This window comes from Roseinatronobacter monicus, assembly GCF_006716865.1.
Taxonomy (GTDB): domain Bacteria; phylum Pseudomonadota; class Alphaproteobacteria; order Rhodobacterales; family Rhodobacteraceae; genus Roseinatronobacter; species Roseinatronobacter monicus.
Map to the genome: position 1 here is coordinate 2,413,276 of NZ_VFPT01000001.1, position 20,075 is coordinate 2,433,350.

Annotated in this window: 21 protein-coding genes; 8 read left to right on the top strand and 13 right to left on the bottom strand. The window is 58.7% G+C overall.

Translation table 11 applies throughout. The annotated features are described in order from the left end of the window. Window positions 1-31 precede the first annotated feature (31 nt). Window positions 32-469 (bottom strand): NUDIX hydrolase, encoded by a 438-nt coding sequence (locus BD293_RS11550; protein ID WP_142081892.1) that lies wholly within the window; start codon window positions 467-469, stop codon window positions 32-34. Between the two features lie 63 nt (window positions 470-532). After that, window positions 533-1,450: a helix-turn-helix transcriptional regulator gene (locus BD293_RS11555; protein WP_142081894.1), complete on the bottom strand. Its 918-nt coding sequence runs from the start codon at window positions 1,448-1,450 to the stop codon at window positions 533-535. A 53-nt stretch (window positions 1,451-1,503) separates the two neighbouring features. Here BD293_RS11555 and cysD point away from each other — a divergent pair, with 53 nt between their 5' ends. From cysD to BD293_RS11575, 4 genes are all read left to right on the top strand, one after another. Further along, window positions 1,504-2,448 (top strand): sulfate adenylyltransferase subunit CysD, encoded by a 945-nt coding sequence (cysD, locus tag BD293_RS11560; RefSeq protein ID WP_281286653.1) that lies wholly within the window; start codon window positions 1,504-1,506, stop codon window positions 2,446-2,448. Then, window positions 2,448-4,346, top strand: a complete 1,899-nt coding sequence (gene cysN / locus BD293_RS11565) for a sulfate adenylyltransferase subunit CysN (protein ID WP_142081898.1) — start codon at window positions 2,448-2,450, stop codon at window positions 4,344-4,346. The genes cysD and cysN overlap by 1 nt, the downstream gene beginning before the upstream one ends. 192 nt (window positions 4,347-4,538) lie before the next feature. After that, window positions 4,539-5,291, top strand: a complete 753-nt coding sequence (locus BD293_RS11570) for an SDR family NAD(P)-dependent oxidoreductase (protein WP_142081900.1) — start codon at window positions 4,539-4,541, stop codon at window positions 5,289-5,291. 18 nt (window positions 5,292-5,309) lie between these two features. Next, window positions 5,310-7,973 carry a cation-translocating P-type ATPase gene (locus tag BD293_RS11575; RefSeq protein WP_142081902.1) on the top strand — a complete coding sequence of 888 codons (2,664 nt, stop codon included), beginning with the start codon at window positions 5,310-5,312 and terminating at the stop codon, window positions 7,971-7,973. A gap of 40 nt (window positions 7,974-8,013) precedes the next feature. Here the strand turns inward: BD293_RS11575 and folD are convergent, their stop codons facing one another. From folD to BD293_RS11600, 5 genes are all read right to left on the bottom strand, one after another. Then, window positions 8,014-8,904 carry a bifunctional methylenetetrahydrofolate dehydrogenase/methenyltetrahydrofolate cyclohydrolase FolD gene (gene folD, locus BD293_RS11580; protein WP_142081904.1) on the bottom strand — a complete coding sequence of 297 codons (891 nt, stop codon included), beginning with the start codon at window positions 8,902-8,904 and terminating at the stop codon, window positions 8,014-8,016. A 5-nt stretch (window positions 8,905-8,909) separates the two neighbouring features. Continuing rightward, entirely contained in the window at window positions 8,910-9,215 is a 306-nt protein-coding gene (locus tag BD293_RS11585) for a chorismate mutase (RefSeq protein WP_142081906.1), read from the bottom strand. 132 nt (window positions 9,216-9,347) lie between these two features. Beyond that, complete coding sequence (locus BD293_RS11590; protein ID WP_142081908.1) at window positions 9,348-11,024, bottom strand: formate--tetrahydrofolate ligase; 1,677 nt, start codon at window positions 11,022-11,024, stop codon at window positions 9,348-9,350. A 209-nt stretch (window positions 11,025-11,233) separates the two neighbouring features. Beyond that, window positions 11,234-12,256, bottom strand: a complete 1,023-nt coding sequence (locus BD293_RS11595) for an aspartate-semialdehyde dehydrogenase (protein WP_142081910.1) — start codon at window positions 12,254-12,256, stop codon at window positions 11,234-11,236. A 64-nt stretch (window positions 12,257-12,320) separates the two neighbouring features. Continuing rightward, entirely contained in the window at window positions 12,321-13,499 is a 1,179-nt protein-coding gene (locus tag BD293_RS11600; protein WP_142081912.1) for an MFS transporter, read from the bottom strand. A 141-nt stretch (window positions 13,500-13,640) separates the two neighbouring features. Here BD293_RS11600 and BD293_RS11605 point away from each other — a divergent pair, with 141 nt between their 5' ends. The 3 genes from BD293_RS11605 (at window position 13,641) to BD293_RS11615 (ending at window position 16,174) form a co-directional block, all read left to right on the top strand. Next, window positions 13,641-14,507 (top strand): methylated-DNA--[protein]-cysteine S-methyltransferase, encoded by an 867-nt coding sequence (locus BD293_RS11605; protein WP_246086278.1) that lies wholly within the window; start codon window positions 13,641-13,643, stop codon window positions 14,505-14,507. 104 nt (window positions 14,508-14,611) lie between these two features. Then, the gene (locus BD293_RS11610) at window positions 14,612-15,259 is read left to right on the top strand and encodes a YiaD family glycine zipper/OmpA-like lipoprotein (protein ID WP_142081914.1); all 648 of its coding nucleotides are present in this window, start codon (window positions 14,612-14,614) and stop codon (window positions 15,257-15,259) included. Between the two features lie 147 nt (window positions 15,260-15,406). After that, window positions 15,407-16,174, top strand: a complete 768-nt coding sequence (locus tag BD293_RS11615; RefSeq protein ID WP_142081916.1) for a FadR/GntR family transcriptional regulator — start codon at window positions 15,407-15,409, stop codon at window positions 16,172-16,174. 63 nt (window positions 16,175-16,237) lie between these two features. Here BD293_RS11615 and BD293_RS11620 read toward each other — a convergent pair whose 3' ends face one another. From BD293_RS11620 to BD293_RS11640, 5 genes are all read right to left on the bottom strand, one after another. Further along, window positions 16,238-16,801: a F0F1 ATP synthase subunit B family protein gene (locus tag BD293_RS11620; protein ID WP_142081918.1), complete on the bottom strand. Its 564-nt coding sequence runs from the start codon at window positions 16,799-16,801 to the stop codon at window positions 16,238-16,240. Continuing rightward, a complete protein-coding gene (locus tag BD293_RS11625) occupies window positions 16,798-17,316 on the bottom strand; it encodes a F0F1 ATP synthase subunit B' (protein ID WP_142081920.1) in 519 nt (172 codons plus the stop codon). Before BD293_RS11625 ends, BD293_RS11620 begins: the two co-directional genes overlap by 4 nt. Window positions 17,317-17,392: 76 nt before the next feature. Beyond that, window positions 17,393-17,629: a F0F1 ATP synthase subunit C gene (locus tag BD293_RS11630; protein WP_071470100.1), complete on the bottom strand. Its 237-nt coding sequence runs from the start codon at window positions 17,627-17,629 to the stop codon at window positions 17,393-17,395. Window positions 17,630-17,685: 56 nt separating this feature from the next. Further along, window positions 17,686-18,393, bottom strand: a complete 708-nt coding sequence (locus tag BD293_RS11635) for a F0F1 ATP synthase subunit A (RefSeq protein WP_084635088.1) — start codon at window positions 18,391-18,393, stop codon at window positions 17,686-17,688. 25 nt (window positions 18,394-18,418) lie between these two features. Continuing rightward, window positions 18,419-18,772, bottom strand: coding sequence for an AtpZ/AtpI family protein (locus BD293_RS11640; RefSeq protein WP_142081923.1), 354 nt, complete (start codon window positions 18,770-18,772; stop codon window positions 18,419-18,421). A 218-nt stretch (window positions 18,773-18,990) separates the two neighbouring features. Between BD293_RS11640 and BD293_RS11645 the strand changes: the two genes are divergently transcribed. Beyond that, window positions 18,991-19,350, top strand: a complete 360-nt coding sequence (locus BD293_RS11645; protein ID WP_142081925.1) for an ArsR/SmtB family transcription factor — start codon at window positions 18,991-18,993, stop codon at window positions 19,348-19,350. On the opposite strand, the gene BD293_RS11650 is transcribed toward BD293_RS11645, so the two are convergent. Further along, window positions 19,338-20,060: a proteasome-type protease gene (locus BD293_RS11650; RefSeq protein ID WP_142081928.1), complete on the bottom strand. Its 723-nt coding sequence runs from the start codon at window positions 20,058-20,060 to the stop codon at window positions 19,338-19,340. The genes BD293_RS11645 and BD293_RS11650 overlap by 13 nt on opposite strands. Window positions 20,061-20,075 lie beyond the last annotated feature (15 nt).

Genomic DNA, 20,075 nt, shown 5'->3' on the forward strand with positions numbered 1-20,075 from the left:
AACCCCTGTGGGTGCGCCCTGAACCAGTGCGTCATGCAGTCTGTGCGGCTTGCCGTGCAACCATTGCGACATCTTGGCTCAAGTCGCGGGACGTTTCCAAGTCCTGCAACGCGATCCACTTCGCATCCAGCGCGTCATCTGCGGCGACTGGAGCGCCTGCGCGCCATTGGCACCGGACTGCAACAAGCACAAAATGTTGCCGAAGCTGACCCTCATCAGATCGGTCATACGCATCAACTGCCGTGAAGATCCGCTCTGCGACAGCGGTTATGCCCGTTTCCTCGAATAATTCCCGTTCGGCGGCGGCCAACAGGGTCTCGCCAAATTCGACCTTGCCGCCCGGAAACCCCCAAAGCCCGGCATCGGGCGGGTTGGCACGCTGTACCAAAAGCAGTTTGCCGTCGTGAATGACGACAGCAAGAACGGCCACGATGGGGCGCACAGGCGGGGATGGGGGATTATGCGGCATGTGGCGGTGATAGCAAATGCGCAAGGTAAACCGCAAGAGAGCCAGAGCGCGCGCAAGGCAGTTTCATGCGCGGCCAAAGGCAAGTGCGCTTGTCCAAATGCGGCGCATCAGGTCGGGTTGGCCACGCAAACCCGTCTTCGCATAGACCTGTTTGGAATAATAGCGCGCGGTTTCCAGTGTCAGCCCCAGCGCTTGCGCGGCGTCAGACAGGCTGGCACCTTGGGCCAGCGCGCGCACCAGCCGCGCTTCTGATACGGTCAGGTGCAGTGCTTCGGCCAGTGCCTCTGCTGTGGGCAAGGCGTGCGCGCTGGCGCGCAAAACCCCCTCAACGCGACCATCCGGCCTGCGTTGGCACAGCATGTCCAGATCGGGGGGAATGGACAATAGCGCCGTCTGCCCCATTTTGCGTGGCAAGACCGGAACCTGATGCATCCGCGCCAGTAAATCCCGCGCCACGCCGTCGCGCGCGACAGGCAGGCCGCGCGCGTCGAACTCAACATATCCTACGCCAATCCGCCGCGCCACAGCATCCGAGCGCGCCGCTTGGTCGGACAAATCCGCAATGTGCGCCGCGATCTGCCACGCCTGTTCCAGATGCGGGACCAGCGCTGTTAGAATGGCACTGTCCACCGCGCGAAACATTCCGCGCTGGCGCAGGGCCATCAGCCAGCCGACCCCGTCAGACAAACGCAATCCAATGGCGCGGTGATCTGCCGCCTCTGCGACACCCCCGAGTGCCGGGGCGCGATCCATCAGCTCTTCGCCCGTATAGACGCGGCGCAACCGCAACCCTGTCAGGATTGCGGGCATTGGCACAGCCAGCGGTCCGGTTTGATCCCACCCCCGCGACGGGGTGAAAAGCTGAACCTGATCGGCCTGCACATAACTGGCCAATAGGCGCAACACCTCTGGCCAGCCTCCGGCCGATACACCGACCTGCTGAAGTGACAGCAATATCGCAGACTCTGGCGCTGTTATCATCAGAACCCCCACCCCCTCCCATATGGGAGGTGCGGGCAGATTACAGCAGCGATATGCCCTTGCCAACATCATTCAAGAAAGGGACGAGCATTCACATGTCCATCCATACTTTAACCCATTTGCAGCGCCTTGAGGCCGAAGCGATCCACATCATGCGCGAGGTTGTCACGCAGGCGGACAAGCCGGTGATGCTGTATTCCGTCGGCAAGGACAGCGCTGTCATGCTGCATCTGGCGAAGAAAGCATTTTACCCGGCACCGCCGCCCTTTCCGCTGCTGCATGTGGACACAACGTGGAAATTCCGCGCCATGTATGAAATGCGCGACCGTGCCGCGCGCAAGGCGGGCATGCAGTTGTTGGTCCATCAAAACCCCGACGCGGTGCGCCAAGGGATCAACCCGTTCGATCATGGCGGGCTGCACACCGACATGTGGAAAACCGAAGGGCTGAAACAGGCGCTGGACCTGCACGGCTTTGACGCCGCCTTCGGGGGCGCACGCCGCGATGAAGAGAAGAGCCGCGCGAAAGAGCGCATTTTCAGCTTCCGCACCGCCAGCCACCGCTGGGACCCCAAGAACCAGCGACCAGAGCTGTGGCGCACCTACAATGCGCGCAAGAACAAGGGCGAGTCGATGCGCGTCTTTCCCCTGTCAAACTGGACCGAGCTGGACATCTGGCAATATATCCATCTGGAAAGCATAGATATTGTGCCGCTCTACTATGCCGCTGAACGCCCGACCGTCATCCGCGACGGGTTGATGCTGATGGTCGATGATGACCGCTTTCCATTGAATGGCGAGCAACCTGTCATGCGCTCGATCCGGTTTCGCACATTGGGCTGCTACCCGCTTACCGGTGCAGTGGAAAGCCACGCGCAAACCTTGCCCCAGATCATTCAGGAAATGCTGCTGACCACCACTTCGGAACGGCAGGGCCGCGCGATTGACCATGATCAATCCGCGTCCATGGAGAAGAAGAAGCAGGAAGGGTATTTTTGATGAACGAGATTTACAAAACCGACGCACTGATTGCGGAAGATATTGACGCATATCTGGAAACCCACCAGCACAAGACCATGCTGCGCTTTATCACCTGCGGGTCCGTCGATGACGGAAAATCCACCCTGATCGGGCGTCTGCTCTATGACAGCAAGATGATCTTTGAAGACCAGCTTGCCACGCTGGAAGCGGATTCGAAGCGCGTCGGCACCCAAGGCGAAGCGATTGATTTCGCATTGCTGGTAGACGGGCTGGCCGCCGAGCGCGAGCAGGGCATCACCATTGATGTGGCCTACCGCTTCTTTGCGACTGAAAAGCGCAAGTTCATCGTCGCTGACACACCGGGACATGAACAATATACCCGCAACATGGTCACTGGCGCGTCAACCGCCGATCTGGCCGTGATCCTGATTGATGCGCGCAAGGGTGTGCTGACACAGACACGGCGCCACAGCTATCTGGCGCATCTGATCGGCATTCGGCACCTTGTGCTGGCCGTAAACAAGATGGACCTTGTCGGCTATGACCGCGCGGTGTTTGACCGGATCGTGGCCGACTACCGCGCATTCGCCGACAGTATCGGGATTGTCGAGTTTACACCCATCCCGATTTCAGGCCTTGCGGGCGACAATATCACCACCCGCAGCGATCAGACACCTTGGTTTGAAGGCCCAGTGCTGTTGGATCATCTGGAAACGGTCGAGTTGGACCAGAGTGCCAACCAGCGCAATGCCTTTCGTATGCCGGTGCAATGGGTCAACCGCCCCAATCTGGATTTCCGCGGCTTTTCAGGCACGATTGCTGCGGGTCAGGTGAGTAAGGGCGATGACATCCGCGTCCTGCCCTCTGGCAAGACATCGACCATTTCGCGCATCGTCACCATGGGCGGCGATCTGGACATGGCCGTTGCCGGACAAGCCGTCACCCTGTGCTTTGCCGATGAAATCGACTGTTCACGCGGACAGGTGATTACCACCGCGAAAAGCCCGGTTGAAGTGGCAGACCAGTTCGAGGCGACTGTGATCTGGATGGATGAGGAAGAAATGGTGCCGGGGCGCGCCTATTGGCTGAAAATCGGCCCGCAAACTGTCAGCGCGACCGTGGCGCAGCCGAAGTATCAGGTCAATGTCAACACGATGGAACATCTGGCCGCCAAGTCGCTGGACCTGAATGCGATTGGCGTGGCCAATATCACCACCGATCGCGACATCCCCTTCACCCCCTACAGCGAAAGCCGCGATCTGGGGGGCTTCATCCTGATTGACAAGATGACGAACCGCACAGTGGGCGCAGGGTTGATCCATTTCGCATTGCGGCGGGCCCAGAATATCCATTGGCAAGCGACAGATATCAGCCGCACCCATCACGCCAGCCTGAAGAACCAAAAACCAATGGTGCTTTGGATGACTGGGCTTTCGGGGTCGGGCAAATCCACAATCGCCAATATCGTAGAGCGCAAGCTCGCGCGCATGAATCGCCACACCTTCCTTCTGGATGGCGACAATGTGCGCCACGGTCTGAACAAGGATCTGGGCTTTACCGATGCCGACCGCGTCGAGAATGTCCGCCGTGTCGGTGAGGTGGCAAAGCTGATGACCGATGCCGGGCTGATCGTGATTACCGCTTTCATCTCGCCCTTCCGGTCAGAGCGCGAGATGGTGCGCGGCATGATGCAACCGGGCGAGTTTATGGAGATTTTCATCGACACACCACTAGAGGAAGCCGAAGCGCGCGATGTGAAAGGGCTGTATGCCAAAGCGCGCGCGGGTCAACTCAAGAACTTCACAGGGATCGATTCGCCCTATGAGGCGCCCGAGGCCCCGCAAATCCGCATTGATACGACGATGATGAGTGCCGAGCAGGCCGCCGATCTGATTATCGACAGACTGATCCCCTGAGCGCGCGTGGTGCCTGCGCAAATCGCAGGCACCACTGCTTTTTGAGAAAATTTGTTCAACCCGCCATCTGATTGCGCCAGCGCAAGGACAGGCCCGCCCCCGTCTGACATAGTGTCGTTGATGCCGCCTGCCCGCAGCAGGCCGCGAAGCCCAACCACCGGGCCAGAACACATGCAGCAAGGGGATGAACAGATGTATGATTTCACTGGAAAAACCGCCATTGTCACAGGGGCCGCTTCTGGCATAGGCGAGGCAATTGCGCTGGAACTTGCAGCAAGCGGTGCCTTTGTCATCGTCTCGGACCTGACCGAGGAAAGCTGCGCGCGCCCTGTTGCAACCATCCTTGACCGGGGCGGAAAGGCAGCCCCTTTTGCCGCCGATGTTTCGGACCCGAAGGCGATGGAAGCGCTGGTGGCTTTTGCCGAAGCGCAGACCGGCGCCCTGCACCTTGCCGTAAACAATGCAGGGATCGGCGGCGCTCAGGCCCCGACAGGCGAATATCCGATTGACGCGTGGCAACAGGTGATTAACGTCAACCTCAATGGCGTGTTCTACGGGATGCGCTACCAGATCCCGGCGATGGAGCGCGCGGGCGGCGGTGCCATTGTCAATATGGCCTCGATCCTTGGGTCAGTGGGCTTTGCGAATTCTTCGGGCTATGTGGCGTCCAAACACGCGCTGCTGGGCCTCACCAAAACCGCCGCGATGGAATACGCGCAAAAGGGCATTCGCATCAATTCCGTTGGCCCCGCCTTCATCCAGACCCCACTTTTGACCGATAATCTGAGCAAGGACATGCTGGACGGCTTGGCCGGGCTTCACCCGATGGGCCGCATCGGCACCGCGGAAGAAGTTTCAGCGCTGACCTGTTTCCTGCTCTCAGAACGTGCAAGTTTTATCACTGGCAGCTACCATCTGGTGGATGGTGGATACACTGCGCCATAAAGACGGAATACAATCTTCATGACGGAAAATACTGCTTTCTGGACGATTCCGGCCGAAAAAGTTCTGGCCGATCTTGATACAAGTGCCGATGGGCTTGACCCTGAACAGGCCAGCGCACGCCGTGCGGAATATGGCCTGAACAAGCTGCCCGACGCACCGCGCCCCGGCCCATTGGCGCGACTTGCGCGCCAGTTCAACAACCTGCTGACCCTTGTACTGATCGGGGCGGCTGTCATCACAGCACTTCTGGGCCACTGGATCGACACAGGCGTTATATTGGCTGTGGTCGTCATCAATGCCGTCATAGGCTTTGTGCAAGAAGGCAAGGCCGAAGCGGCGCTGGACGCCCTGCGCGACATGCTCGCACCCAAGGCCAATATACTGCGCGCCGGGCAGCGCATGTCGGTTGCGGGTGCCGATCTGGTGCCCGGCGATATTGTCTTGTTAGAGGCAGGCGACAAAGTGCCCGCTGACCTGCGCCTGATCGAAATATCAGGCATGACAGTGGAAGAAGCGATCCTGACAGGCGAATCTGTTCCGGTGCGCAAAGCCACTGCCCCAGTCGCCGCAGAGGCCGACTTGGGCGATCGCACCCCCATGGCGTTCAGCGGCACAATGGTCGCCGAAGGCACAGGGATGGGTGTGGTTACAGCGACAGGCGACAAAACCGAAATTGGGCGCATCAGCACCATGATGTCCAATGTGCAGACCCTCAAGACACCGCTGATCCGCCAGATGGAGGTTTTCGCCAAATACCTGACCGGATTCATCCTTGTGTTGGCATCCGGGATTCTGGCCTTTACGCTTGTGCTGCGCGACATGCCTTTTGCCGAGGCGTTCATGATTGTTGTCGGCCTGTTCGTCGCGGCCATCCCCGAAGGGTTGCCTGCCGTTTTGACAGTGACTTTGGCCATTGGCGTGCAATCCATGGCGCGCCGCAATGCGATCATCCGCCGCCTGCCCATCATCGAGACATTGGGCGCAGTTTCGACCATCTGCTCGGACAAGACAGGCACCTTGACGCGCAACGAAATGATGGTCGCCAGCGCGGTCACGGCCCAAGATGTCGTCAAAGTGTCTGGCCAAGGCTATGCCCCCGAAGGCGAGGTCGCGGGCGGCGACGAAAACATCCTCTCGTCCATGGCGCAGGTCGCAGCCCTGTGCAACACCGCCGCACTCGTACAAAGCGACAAGGGCTGGCGGGTTGAAGGCGACCCGATGGAAGGGGCGCTTCTGGCCTTTGCTGGCAAACTGGGTATCGAGCCTGCAAAACGCCCCCGCGCGCAAGCCAGCATTCCCTTCGATGCGCGCTATCGCTACATGGCGGTCCTGCATGACGGGCTTGTGCTGCTGAAAGGCGCGCCAGAGCGCGTGCTCGCGCAATGCGACACGCAACTGGGCGCAGACGGGCCAGAACCGGTGGACAAGGCCTATTGGGACAGCGCCAGCGCGCAGATCGCCAATGACGGCCAGCGCGTTCTGGCACTTGCACAGATGACGCATGAGGGCAGTGACCTGACCCATGACACTGTCGCAGGCGGGCTGACGCTGTTGGGCCTTGTCGGCCTGATCGACCCACCCCGAGAAGAGGTGATCGCCGCGGTCGCCGAGTGCCACAGCGCGGGGATTTCGGTGAAGATGATCACCGGCGATCACGCGGGCACGGCTGCTGCCATCGGTCGCCAGATCGGGTTGCACCAGACCGACCAGCCCCTGACCGGGGCTGAGATTGACCAGATGGATGACCCCGCGCTTGAAGCGGCAATCCGGCGCACCGATGTTTTTGCCCGCACCTCGCCCGAACATAAGCTGCGGCTGGTGCAGGCGTTGCAGGCACGCGGGCAGGTCGTGGCCATGACGGGCGACGGGGTCAACGACGCCCCTGCCCTCAAACGCGCCGATGCTGGGATTGCAATGGGGTTAAAAGGGTCCGAGGCCGCGCGCGAGGCGTCCGATTTCGTCTTGGCCGATGACAATTTCGCTTCCATCGCCGAGGCAGTCAAACAAGGCCGCACAGTCTATGCCAACCTCAAAAAGGTCATCACCTTTCTGCTGCCGGTAAATGGCGGCGAGTCGATCTCACTGATCATTGCGGTTCTGTTCGGGTTGATGCTGCCGATCACGCCCTTGCAGATTCTCTGGATCAATATGGTCAGTTCCGTGGCGCTGGCCATGTCGCTGGCCTTCGAGCGCCCCGAGGCCGCTATCATGCGCCAGCCCCCCCGCCGCGCCAATGCGCCAATCCTGTCACGCTTCATCCTGTGGCGGGTGTTTCTGGTTTCAATCCTGTTTGCGATGGGAATTTTCGGCCAATTCGCCCTTGCACAGATGCAAGGCGCAGGTCTGGATGAGGCGCGCACCATGGCATTGAACACGCTGGTGGCGATGGAAGTGTTCTACCTGTTCTCCGTGCGCTACCGGCATGGGTGGTCGATCAGCTGGCAAGGCGTGAAAGGCACGCCCGCAGTGCTGATCGCCATCGCCATTGTGATCGTGCTGCAAGCAGGTTTCACCTATCTGCCCTTCATGCAGACCCTGTTTGACACAGTCGCGCTCAGTGTTTGGCAAGTGGCGCAATGTGCGGCCGCCGGTGTTCTCTTGCTGGTGGTGCTGGAGATCGACAAACATGCGGCCAACCTTTGGAAGCGGTTGGGGTCAGAAATGACATCAGCGCGGGAGTGACCCCGCGCTGCACAGACTTCAGGCGTCGCGCATCGTCTCGTCAGACGGTCAGCCCCTCAGGCTCGGCCAGTCCATGCGCGCGGCAGGTGGCAGTGACCGTATTGGCCAGCAGGCAGGCAATGGTCATCGGCCCTACCCCGCCCGGAACCGGGGTGATCGCCCCTGCAACCTGTGCTGCGCTGTCAAAATGAACGTCCCCGACCAGCTTGGTCTTGCCATCGCGCTCAATCCGGTTGATGCCCACATCGATCACAGTGGCCCCGGGCTTGATCCAGTCGCCCCGAACCATCGCGGCGCGGCCCACGGCGGCGACTAGAATATCCGCCCCTTGGCAAATTGCGGGCAAATCCTTGCTGCGCGAATGCGCAATCGTCACAGTGCAGCTGTCCCCCAGCAACAACTGGGCCATTGGCTTGCCAACGATATTCGAGCGGCCCACCACCACAGCATTCAGCCCCGACAAATTGCCATGATGATCGCGCAGCAGCATCAGGCACCCCAAAGGCGTGCAGGGCACCATCGATTTCTGACCTGTCCCCAACAGCCCGACATTGGAAATGTGAAAGCCGTCAACATCCTTGGACGGGTCAATCGAATTGATGACAAGGTCCGAATCCAGATGAGAGGGCAGTGGCAACTGTACCAGAATGCCATGAACTTCAGGATCAGCATTCAATCTGGCGATCAACGCCAGAAGATCCGCTTCGGATGTGTCTGCGTCCAGCTTATGTTCGAAAGATGCCATTCCGACTTCGACGGTCAGCTTCCCCTTTGAGCGGACATAGACCTGACTCGCCGGATCTTCGCCCACCAGAACAACAGCCAGACCCGGCGTGACAGAATGTTTCTCTTTCAGCAGCGTGACATGATCTGCGACTTTCGCGCGGACGCGCGCAGCGAATTCTTTTCCGTCAAGTATAGTAGCTGTCATGGTGTCTATTCCTGTTCATCTTGTCCCAGAATTTTCTCTTCACGCGCGATTGACCAGTCGATCAGCTGCGACCACAAACTGTCCGCCAACTCCGGGTCCCATCCCTGCGCAAGTGCCTCTGCGCGAACGTTGTTGCGCACCTCGGTCACACGCGCGTTGATCCGCGCCGGCAAACCCTCTGCCGGTTTTAACTCGGCTGCGCGGTCAATATACGCCGCACGCTCGGAGAAAAGCCCAACCAGCTTGCGATCCAACCTGTCGATCTGATCACGAAGCTCAGCCATGTTGCGGCATTCAGAAGGGGGACGCATCAGCACACCATATCTTGTTATGTGCTTGCGTCCTAACTTCCCTCCGCTCGGGTTGCAATGCGACGCTTTTGCGGGATGGTGGGCGGGGCGATGCGCGCTCAGCGCGCGAGCGCCGTCTACCATCCCGGCTTGTCAGAACAGCCCTTCAATCAGCCCTTCCTCGTTAAAGCGGATCGTTTGCGCAGCAGGCTTGCGCGGCAGGCCCGGCATGGTCATGATTTCACCGCAGATCACCACGATGAACCCTGCCCCGGCCGCAAGCCGCACTTCGCGTACAGGCACCGAATGGTTGGTCGGCGCCCCGCGCAAGCTCGGATCAGTCGAGAAGGAATATTGCGTCTTGGCCATGCACACTGGCAAAGACCCATAGCCCGCAGCCTCCCATTCCTTCAGCTGGTTGCGGATCTTCGCGTCCGCCAGAACCTCGTCTGCGCGGTAAATGCGCCGTGCGACCGTCTCGATCTTCTCGAACAGCGGCATGTCGTCGCCATACAGGGGCGCGAATTGTGACCAGTCGCCATCGGCCAACTCGGCCACGCGGGTTGCCAGCTCGCTGATCCCCTTGGACCCTTCGGCCCAATGGCGACACAGGATCGCCTCTGACCCAAGCGAAGCGACATAGTCTTTCACCGCCTCAACTTCGGCGTCAGTATCCGAGTGGAAATGGTTGATAGCCACCACCACCGGCACCCCAAAAGATTTCACATTCTCAATATGGCGACCCAGATTTGGGCAGCCTTTTTGCACTGCACTGACATTTTCCGAACCAAGGTCGGCTTTTGCCACGTCACCATTCATCTTCATCGCACGCACAGTGGCCACGATCACCGCCACCGCAGGTTTCAGCCCAGCCTTGCGGCATTTGATGTTGAAGAACTTCTCGGCCCCAAGATCCGCGCCAAAACCGGCCTCAGTCACCACATAATCCGCCAGCCCAAGCGCAGTCTGTGTTGCCACAACCGAATTGCAGCCATGCGCGATATTTGCAAACGGGCCGCCATGCACAAAGGCGGGGTTGTTTTCGAGTGTCTGCACCAGATTGGGCTGCATCGCGTCTTTCAGCAGCACGGTCATCGCACCCTCTGCGGAAATATCACGGCAATAGATCGGGGTCTTGTCGCGCCGGTATGCGATCACAATATCACCAAGGCGGCGTTGCAGGTCTTCCAGATCGGCGGCAAGGCACAAGATCGCCATGACTTCGGATGCGACCGTAATGTCGAACCCTGTCTGGCGCGCGAACCCGTTGGACACCCCCCCAAGCGAGACAACCATGTCGCGCAGCGCGCGGTCGTTCATGTCCATTACACGACGCCATGTGATGCGGCGCTCGTCAATCTCCAGCTCGTTGCCCCAATAGATGTGGTTGTCGATCATGGCAGACAGCAGATTATGCGCCGAAGTGATCGCATGAAAGTCACCGGTGAAATGAAGGTTCATATCCTCCATCGGCACCACTTGCGAATAGCCCCCGCCCGCAGCGCCGCCCTTCATGCCGAAATTCGGACCAAGAGAGGCTTCACGAATACAGATCGCCGCGCGCTTGCCAATGGCATTCAGCCCGTCGCCCAAGCCCACGGTTGTTGTGGTCTTGCCCTCGCCCGCAGGCGTCGGGTTTATCGCGGTGACAAGGATCAGCTTGCCGCGCTTGCGCTCGCGCGCATCAGCCACGAACTCTTGGCTGACCTTGGCCTTGTCATGGCCAAAGGGCAGCAGGTGTTCGCTTGGAATACCCAGTTTCGCGCCAATTTCCTGAATTGGCAGTTTCGTCGCTTCGCGTGCGATTTCGATGTCGGTCTTGAATGTCATGTCTAATTCCCTGCGGCTTTGTGTCGCTCAAGTCCGCTATATCTGGCTGCAAACCACCAGACAGCTGCGATTGCGACATTTCGCGCGTCGGATGCGCCGCGCGGTTTTCCGATCGGAAACGCCAGCACCAATTCGAGACATGATGACCTCAAACCGCAAAAGGCGCGGGCTGATTGCCCGCGCCTTTCTTCGTGTCATGACCGAGAGGCTCAGCCTTTCTTCAGGCAGCGATTCCCCAACACTTCAGCAATCTGGACCGCATTCAGCGCGGCACCCTTGCGCAGGTTGTCCGAGACACACCAGATATTCAGACCGTTATCGATGGTCGAATCCTGACGGATGCGGCTGATATAAGTCGCATACTCGCCCACGCATTCCACCGGCGTCATGTAGCCACCGTCTTCGCGCTTGTCGATCACCAGAATACCGGGTGCTTCGCGCAGAATATCGCGGGCCTCTTCCTCGTCCAGAAAATCCTCGAACTCGATATTGATGGATTCCGAATGGCCCACGAAAACAGGAACACGCACGCAAGTCGCTGTCACTTTGATCGACTTGTCCATGATCTTCTTGGTTTCCGCCACCATCTTCCATTCTTCCTTGGTCGATCCATCGTCAAGGAAAACGTCGATATGCGGGATCACGTTGAACGCAATCTGCTTGGGATAGACCGAAGGGGCCACTTCCTGACCGGGCACATAAATGCCTTTGGTCTGGTTCCACAGCTCGTCAATCGCTTCCTTGCCAGAGCCGGACACGGATTGATAAGTGCTAACCACCACCCGCTTGATCCTAGCGCGGTCGTGCAGGGGCTTGAGCGCCACCACCATTTGCGCGGTCGAGCAATTCGGGTTGGCGATGATGTTTTTCTTGGTGTAGCCATCAACAGCCTCGGCGTTCACTTCCGGCACGACCAGCGGCACATCGGGGTCATAGCGATAGAGCGACGAATTGTCGATCACCACACAGCCTGTCTTGGCCGCGATGGGGGCATATTTCTTGGTCGCATCGGACCCGATGGCGAACAAGGCGATGTCCCATCCGGTAAAATCGAACTGGTCAAGATCCTGGCATTTAAGCGTTTTGTCGCCAAAGCTGACCTCGGTCCCCATCGAGCGGCGCGACGCCAGCGCCGCGATCTCGTCGACCGGGAATTCCCGCTCGGCCAGGATATTCAGCATTTCGCGGCCCACATTGCCTGTGGCACCTACGACGACGATCTTGTAGCCCATGTTGGCTTCTCCTTTTCACACGTCGCGGGCGGCATATCGCAAATACAGCGAAAGGTGAAGGGCGCTAATCGGTTCGGTCGGTCGAGAAGGCGTATATTATGCACCCGATCAACAGCAGCAGTCCGAAGAACAGGAACAATGCCTGATAGGCAGCTTCTGGCGGCTGTTCTGGGGCCAGCGCATGCACGCGCCCGCTGATCACCTGCAAGACCCCGACCCCACCGATGGAGAACAGATTCAGCAGCGTCACGCCCCGCCCAGTCATATGTGCTGGAATGAAGCTGCGGCCATGAGCCATCATCATCGGGAAAGATGCCCCGAAAAACCCGACCGCCGCAAACAGAATTGCCGCTTGCCAGAATCCGGCCAGCGGAAACAGCCACAGCAGGCCAAGGCAAACCGCACCGGCCAAATTACCCGCAAGGATCACCCCCTTGCGCGTGCCCAGCAACCGGTCAAGCGGGCCGTAAGCGAAATTGCCCGCGATCATAGCCAAGGCCATCAGCAAGGTGACATTGCCGATACCCGTCGCACTCGCCGCGTGCAGATCGGCATAGTATGGGCCGACCCAAAGCCCACGCAACCCGGCAGCCGGGGCATAGTTGACAATCAGCAGCGGGATCAGAAACCAAAGCGCGGGAATGCGCAGCAGGTCGAACACACTGCCGGTAGCACCCTGTGGCGTCTCGGCTTTGGGGGGGTCTTGGATGACCACCCACAAGACCGCAGAGACCAGCGCTGTCACAGCGGCAATCGCAAGGATCGAGGTGCGCCAGCCGAACATCTCGGCCGCCCATGCCATAGGAAGCGCCCCCAGAATATTGCCCAGAGAGCCAAAGCCGATGACGGCCCCAGCAAGGGTCGCAAATATCGCGGGCGGGAAGCTGCGCGCGAAAATGTAGTAAGAGGCCATCAGCACAGGCGCGCAGCCAATCCCCAGCAACGCCATCGCCAGATGCAGATGCAGTGCATTCTGTGCAGCGGCAAACAGGATTGCCCCCGCAGTGCCCCCAAAGCCCAGCAAGATCGCTGTCGTCCGCCGTGGCCCGAAATGGTCCAGCGCCCAGCCTACCGGCAATTGCATGGCCGCAAAAACCAGAAACCACAGCCCTGAGGACAGCGCCATATCGTCCGCGCTGACACCGATATCGACCTGCAAAAGCCCTGACAACACCGCCAGAAATGAGCGGTAGAACTGGCTCAGCAGATAGCCGATCACCAAAAAGAATAGCCCCAGCTTCATCTCGCGCGCCCATATTTTCAGCAATTTGGAAAGTCGTATTTCACTTGTGAAGCGGTTGCAATGGCACGTTTGCGCAGCTTTCGGGTCGCGCAAGCGGCGTTGCTGGTTTAGCTTGAACCTAAAGCTGTCAGGAGGATCGCCATGGATGACGCCAGCATGCAGGATGCCCGTTATCATTACCACGTGATCGAACGCGCGATCGCACTGATCGACGCGCCGGGCGGCGCACAGCGCAGCTTGGCCGAGCTTGCGCAGCAGATGGGCATGAGTCCAGCGCATTTTCAGCGGGTTTTCAGCCAATGGGCAGGTGTCTCGCCCAAGCGGTACCAACAATACCTGACATTGGACCACGCAAGAAAACTGCTGTCGCAACACATGACCACGATGCAGGCGGCGCATTCGGTGGGCCTGTCAGGTCAGGCGCGGTTGCATGATCTGTTTTTGCGTTGGGAAGCCATGACACCGGGAGAGTATGCCCGCCGTGGCGCGGGGTTGAGCATTCACTATGGATGGTTCGAGACCCCCTTTGGCCAAGCCCTTGGCATGGCGGCGGCGCGGGGTCTATGTGGGTTGGCCTTTGCCGATGCGGGCCAGCAAGCTGATATCTTGGCCGACATGATGCAGCGCTGGCCCAAAGCGCAGTATGTTGAAGATACTCAGGCCGCCGAACCGCATGTGATGGCGGCCTTCGCGCAATCTGGTCAGGCGCACCTGCACCTTATCGGCACCCCCTTTCAGATCAAGGTGTGGGAAGCGCTGCTGCAAGTGCCCTCTGGCGAAGTGACCACCTATGGCGATATCGGCAAGGCCATCGGCTCGGACAGTGCGGCCCGAGCGGTTGGGACTGCAGTCGGGCGCAACCCAATCGGGTTTTTGCTGCCCTGCCATCGGTGCCTGCGCGCCAGCGGTGGCGGGCTTGGCGGGTATCACTGGGGGCTGCCACGCAAGCGCGCGATGCTGGCTTGGGAGGCAGCGCGGCGCGACACGACGCACCCGATCGTTGCGTGACCCTTGCAGGTCAAAAAGAAAAACAAGAAATAAAGGGAACGTGACATGACCTTTTGCGTTATGAGCGTGTATACGCAGTTCTGAACTTTTTGGAGGATAGTTTGATGAAGGTATCTGTAGCAGCCATGTCGCTTGGTGCAGCTGTGATGGTGTTGGCAGCGTGCGAGCCAGACCCGAACAACATGCAGAACCGTACAATGGGCGGCGCTCTGACGGGCGCGGCTGTGGGCGGTGTAATTGGCGCAGCCACAGGCGACGGAAGCGCGCGCCGCGCTGCTGCTGGGGCCGTCATCGGCGGGACAGCCGGCGCACTGATTGGTCAGCAACTTGACCGTCAAGCAGCCGAGCTTCGTCGTCAGTTGGGCGACAATGTCGATATCCGCAATACCGGACAGGAACTGATCCTGACATTGCCGCAAGACCTTCTGTTCGCAACAGACAGTGCGACCCTGCGGCCCGATCTGCAAAATGACCTGCGTGCGATTTCGACCAATCTTGTGAACTTCCCGCGCAGCGATGTGATCGTGGTTGGCCACACAGACAATACCGGCTCTGCGGCATATAACCAAAGCCTGTCTGAGCGGCGTGCAGGGTCTGTTGCGCAGGTCTTGCGCAGCCAAGGCGTTGCATCAAACCGCATCCAGACCCAAGGACGGGGCCTGACGCAACCGGTTGCCAACAACAACACACCCGCTGGCAGAGCGCAGAACCGCCGTGTTGAAATCTTCATCCGGCCACATCAGCCCGCCTGAGTTTGGGAACATGATACGAAAGGCCAGTCTTAGGACTGGCCTTTTTTTATTGCTAATCGGCCAAAGCGGTCATATCTTTTTACCAATACCTGTGTAATTTTCGGGCAAACCGCGAATGTCCGATGCAGTCCCAAGGCGCAAACCCAAATGCCGTTTCAGCGTATTCAACCCGAGAAACTGTCTCATAGTGTCGTTCGGCAGATTGAGTTGTTGATCCTGCGTGGCATTTTACGGCCCGGCGAGCGCCTGCCGTCAGAACGCGAACTTGCAGAGAAGATGGGTGTGTCGCGCCCCTCGTTGCGCGATGCGGTTGCGGAAATGCAGGCGCGTGGGCTGCTGACAACCAAGGCGGGGGCCGGAATTTATGTGGCGGAGCTGCTGGATTCTGCCTTTTCGGAATCGCTGGTCAGTCTGTTCGCGAGCCATGATGCCGCGCTGTTCGATTATATCAGCTTTCGCCGTGATCTGGAGGGGATGTCTGCCGAACGCGCTGCGCGCCTTGGGTCGGGCATGGATTTGAAGGTTATCGACACCATTTTTCAGAAAATGGAAGAAGCGCATCTCAGCCGCGATCCCACCGAGGAAGCACGGCTTGATGCTGAATTTCACCTGTCAATCGTCGAGGCATCGCATAACATCATCATGCTGCACATGATGCGCGCCATGTTCAACCTGCTGCATCAGGGTGTGTTCTATAATCGCCAGATGATCTTTCGGCAGCGCGGAACGCGCGATGAGTTGCTGAACCAGCACCGCGCAATCAACAATGCCCTGCAACAGCGTGACCCAACAGGCGCACGCGATGCGGCGCAAGCGCATCTGGACTATGTGAAAGAGCTGATGAGCGACCTTCAGCGCAGTGAAAAGAACGAGGAAATCGCGCGGCTGCGCTTTGAACATGCGCGGGCCATGTAGCACATAGAAAAACCCGGCGAGATGCCGGGTTTTTCAATCTTGCTATGCTTTGTGACAAGCCGCTTAGTGCAAATGTTCTTGCGCCGCAGAAACCGCTTTCTGGAACAACGCATCGCTACGCTCTGCATCCATCTGCTTTGCCAACACATCGCCAGCCGCGGCAATCGCAACTGCAACCGCCTTGTTGCGCACATCACGGATCGCGGCCGCCTCAGCAGAGGCGATCTGATCCTCGGCACCCCTCAGGCGGCGGATGATCGAGGCTTCGATATCTGCCTTGGCCTGCTCTGCTGCCATCTGTGCATCTGCCTTGGCCTTTTCGACAATGCGCGCGGCATCGCCCTTGACCTCGGCATGTCTGCGCTCGAACGACGCGTGCAGTGCCAGCGCTTCTTCACGCAGGCGGCGGGCTTCGTCCAGTTCGGACTGAATGCCAACTGCGCGGCTATCCAGCAGACCTGTCACCTTCGCGGGCACCTTGAAGTAAATCAGGATGCCGACAAAAATGACAAACGCCATCAAGACGATCAGGTCGGTGTTATACAGCGAGAAGAAAGGCTTTCCCGCTGGGGCCGCAAGTGCGGGGCTGGCAATAGTTGCCGCGAGAATAGACAATCGCAACATCATGCATCCCCTTTCAGGCGCGCATCTACGGCAGCGGTCACACTGCGTGAATCCGCTTTAGCACCAAAGACATTCAGAATGTCCGAGGTCACGTCTTTCGACACATCAGACACCATATCCATCGCACTGTCGCGGATTTCGCGAATGCGGCGCTCTGACTCTGCCGCTTTGGCAGCAATCTCGGCATCGGCCTTGGCAAGTTGAACATCAAGTTCCGCCTGCATTTCGGCCTTGGCCGCATCTACGATACGACCTGCTTCCGCGCGCGCATCAGCCAAAGCCTTGTTATAGGCTTCTTCTGCTTGCTGCGCCTTCAACTTGTATTCTTCTGCCGCTGCGATGTCGCTGGTGATTGTCCCGCGACGATCAGCCAACACAGCCGCAACACGTGGCAGGGCCACGCGCGACATAATGAAATACAAAACCACCAAAGTGACGATAAGCCAGAAAATCTGGTTCGAGAAGGTGTATACGTCTAGTTGGGGCATACCTGGCCCCGAAGCGGCAGTCTCTGCCATGTCGTCCCCCTAAGCCCTGAATTCACCGAAGGGGCCACTTGGCCCCCCCGGGCATAAGGATATAGTCGGGAAGCGCTTAGACAGCAAACATCAGCAGCAGAGCGACGAGGAACGAAAAGATCCCCAGAGCTTCTGCGAACGCAATGCCGATGAACAGCATGGCTGTCTGACCAGCAGCCGCCGACGGGTTGCGCAGGGCACCCGACAGGAAGTTGCCAGCAATGTTGCCCACACCGATTGCCGCGCCGCCCATACCAATGGCGGTCAGACCAACACCGATGTATTTGCCCATTTCTGCGATATCGCCTTCCATATCATTTCTCCTTGAGTTGGAATTGGCTGGATTTGGTATTCGACCGGATACGCCCGTCAGTGTGACGGATGCAGTGCGTCCTTGAGGTACACACAAGTCAGAATGGTGAAAACATACGCCTGGATCACAGCGACCAGCAGCTCCAAAGCATAGAGCGCGGTAACAGCCAGAACCGGCACGAAGAATGCGGCACCCAATGCGCCCGCAAAACCTGCGAAAACTTTTGCCACGGCATGCCCGGCCATCATGGCACCGGCAAGACGAATGGAATGGCTGATGGGGCGTGCAAAGTAGGAAATCAACTCGATCAGCGCCAGAACCGGGCGCAAGGCCAGCGGCGCAGAGCTAACCCAGAACAGGCCAAGAAACTTGGTGCCGTTCAGGATGAACCCCAATGCCGTAACCGACAGGAACACCGTGAAGGCCAGAACCGCTGTCACCGCAATATGCGACGTTGTGGTAAAGGCGAACGGGATCAACCCCAGAAGGTTGGCAAACAGCACGAACATGAACAGCGTAAAGACATGCGGGAAAAAGCGCACCGCGTCATGTCCTGCCACGTCTTTGACCATGTTGTAGATGAAGCCATAAGTCATTTCTGCGGCAGATTGCGCACGGCTTGGAACCAGTGCGCGGCCACGCGCGCCGTAGATCATAAGGGCCGATGCGGCGACAACTGTAAGCGCCATCCAAAGCGTCACATTGGTCGGCGTATACCAGCTGACATCGCCACCGAACAGCGCCTTGACTTCAAACTGGTCCATCGGCCTGATTTCAAGGCCACCATTTTCACCCGCCACTGGTCTTGTCCCCTTGTTCCGCACCCGCTTTTGGCGGGGCCGCCTTGTCTGTTCCGATCTCGAACTCGCGCGCCGATCGCAGCATCGTTTTAATGCCCGCCGCGAAGCCCAGTAATGTCAGCAGCACCAGAAAAATGGGCAATGTACCAAAGGGCACATCAAGCCCGTATCCGATTGCCGCACCAATGCCCAAACCGGACACCAGTTCTATCACCATTCGCCAGCCAATCTGGGCCATCGAGTGATGATCCTGCGCAGCCTTGGGCGGCTCGTGCGAAGCTTTCACCTTGGCGATCCGGTCACCGAGAGCCTTAAGCTGCTCCATCTCGTCACGCTTGGTCATGCCCGCCACCTCCGGCTGCAAGTTGCGCGATAACTATGCAGACAGGCGCACAGAGTCAAGCTGGATATGCCGTCGCATAATTGAACCCATCCCATTGATTTTATTTACTTTAGCGCCGCCATGAAATTTTCCTTTGCCCGCAATGTCCTGCGTTTCGGCATTGCGGCATATTCAACCAAACAGTTGACCTTCCCATAACAACCGCCCAGAACAGGAACATGCGCAGCATACCACCGCCCAGCCTTGACCAGATATTCACGGCGCTTGCCGATCCGACGCGGCGCGCCATACTGGCGATGTTGCTGGAAGATGACATGGCCGTCACCGATGTCGCCCACCCATTTTCCATGTCGCTCGCCGCGATTTCAAAGCATCTTGGCATTCTGGCCGCAGCCGGACTGATCAGTCAGGAAAAGCGCGGACGTGTGAAATGGTGCAAGCTGGAACCGGACGCCCTGCGAGAGGCCAGTATCTGGATGCAGGCCTTCGGGCAATTCGAGGCCGTCAATCTGGATGCGTTCGAGCGATTTCTGGCACAGGAATTGTCAGACACTCACGCCGACGATCACCTGATCTGAATAAAGGCGTCGCGCAGCGCTTGTGACCATGCCGCCGACATGGCAGCAAATTCTTCGTCATTCGCCTCGATCCGGCGATGCTCGGTAATGCGCAAGGCATCGGTTTCGATCACGGCCATATCCAGTGGCATTCCCACACTCAGGTTCGAACGCAAGGTTGAATCCATCGACAACAGCACAGCCTTGCGCGCATCTACCAGTGGCGTATCGGCGCTGATGACGCGGTCCAGAATAGGCTTGCCATATTTATGCTCGCCGATCTGCAAATAAGGCGTGTCTTCGGTCGCCTCAATGAAATTGCCTTCGGGGTAGATCAGGAACAAACGCATCCGCCCGCCCTTGCGCTGGCCCGCAACGATCATGGACGCGCTTGCACTTTGGTTCATCCGGTCCATGCGGACCTTGGTTTCCGCCGTGACACGCGACAGCATTTCGCCCACCATCGTGGCGACATCGAGCATATTGTCGGCCTTCATGATCGACGTTTCATGCGTCGCGTCAGGATCAGCAATCTCCTCGGTCAGGCGTGCAAGCGTTGTCTGCGTTACCGACAGATTCCCGGCTGTCATCATGATGATGACACGCTCGCCCGGCTCCTCGAAGGTGAACATCTTGCGATATGTCGATATATTGTCCAGACCCGCGTTCGTTCGGGTATCCGACAGCAAGACAAGCCCCGCATTCAGCAAAAGCCCGACACAGTAGGTCATCACAAAAATTCCCTG

Excerpts from the sequence above, each read along its gene's own strand:
- cysD (WP_281286653.1), top strand. The coding sequence starts at position 1,504 with ATGCCCTTGCCAACATCATTCAAGAAAGGGACGAGCATTCACATGTCC.
- BD293_RS11555 (WP_142081894.1), bottom strand. The coding sequence starts at position 1,450 with ATGATAACAGCGCCAGAGTCTGCGATATTGCTGTCACTTCAGCAGGTC.
- BD293_RS11575 (WP_142081902.1), top strand. The coding sequence starts at position 5,310 with ATGACGGAAAATACTGCTTTCTGGACGATTCCGGCCGAAAAAGTTCTG.
- BD293_RS11645 (WP_142081925.1), top strand. The coding sequence starts at position 18,991 with ATGCGCAGCATACCACCGCCCAGCCTTGACCAGATATTCACGGCGCTT.
- BD293_RS11585 (WP_142081906.1), bottom strand. The coding sequence starts at position 9,215 with ATGCGTCCCCCTTCTGAATGCCGCAACATGGCTGAGCTTCGTGATCAG.
- BD293_RS11600 (WP_142081912.1), bottom strand. The coding sequence starts at position 13,499 with ATGAAGCTGGGGCTATTCTTTTTGGTGATCGGCTATCTGCTGAGCCAG.
- BD293_RS11625 (WP_142081920.1), bottom strand. The coding sequence starts at position 17,316 with ATGGCAGAGACTGCCGCTTCGGGGCCAGGTATGCCCCAACTAGACGTA.
- BD293_RS11640 (WP_142081923.1), bottom strand. The coding sequence starts at position 18,772 with ATGACCAAGCGTGACGAGATGGAGCAGCTTAAGGCTCTCGGTGACCGG.
- BD293_RS11630 (WP_071470100.1), bottom strand. The coding sequence starts at position 17,629 with ATGGAAGGCGATATCGCAGAAATGGGCAAATACATCGGTGTTGGTCTG.
- BD293_RS11610 (WP_142081914.1), top strand. The coding sequence starts at position 14,612 with ATGAAGGTATCTGTAGCAGCCATGTCGCTTGGTGCAGCTGTGATGGTG.
- BD293_RS11615 (WP_142081916.1), top strand. The coding sequence starts at position 15,407 with ATGCCGTTTCAGCGTATTCAACCCGAGAAACTGTCTCATAGTGTCGTT.
- BD293_RS11595 (WP_142081910.1), bottom strand. The coding sequence starts at position 12,256 with ATGGGCTACAAGATCGTCGTCGTAGGTGCCACAGGCAATGTGGGCCGC.
- BD293_RS11590 (WP_142081908.1), bottom strand. The coding sequence starts at position 11,024 with ATGACATTCAAGACCGACATCGAAATCGCACGCGAAGCGACGAAACTG.
- BD293_RS11620 (WP_142081918.1), bottom strand. The coding sequence starts at position 16,801 with ATGATGTTGCGATTGTCTATTCTCGCGGCAACTATTGCCAGCCCCGCA.
- BD293_RS11550 (WP_142081892.1), bottom strand. The coding sequence starts at position 469 with ATGCCGCATAATCCCCCATCCCCGCCTGTGCGCCCCATCGTGGCCGTT.
- BD293_RS11635 (WP_084635088.1), bottom strand. The coding sequence starts at position 18,393 with ATGGACCAGTTTGAAGTCAAGGCGCTGTTCGGTGGCGATGTCAGCTGG.
- cysN (WP_142081898.1), top strand. The coding sequence starts at position 2,448 with ATGAACGAGATTTACAAAACCGACGCACTGATTGCGGAAGATATTGAC.
- BD293_RS11605 (WP_246086278.1), top strand. The coding sequence starts at position 13,641 with ATGGATGACGCCAGCATGCAGGATGCCCGTTATCATTACCACGTGATC.
- BD293_RS11650 (WP_142081928.1), bottom strand. The coding sequence starts at position 20,060 with ATGACCTACTGTGTCGGGCTTTTGCTGAATGCGGGGCTTGTCTTGCTG.
- BD293_RS11570 (WP_142081900.1), top strand. The coding sequence starts at position 4,539 with ATGTATGATTTCACTGGAAAAACCGCCATTGTCACAGGGGCCGCTTCT.
- folD (WP_142081904.1), bottom strand. The coding sequence starts at position 8,904 with ATGACAGCTACTATACTTGACGGAAAAGAATTCGCTGCGCGCGTCCGC.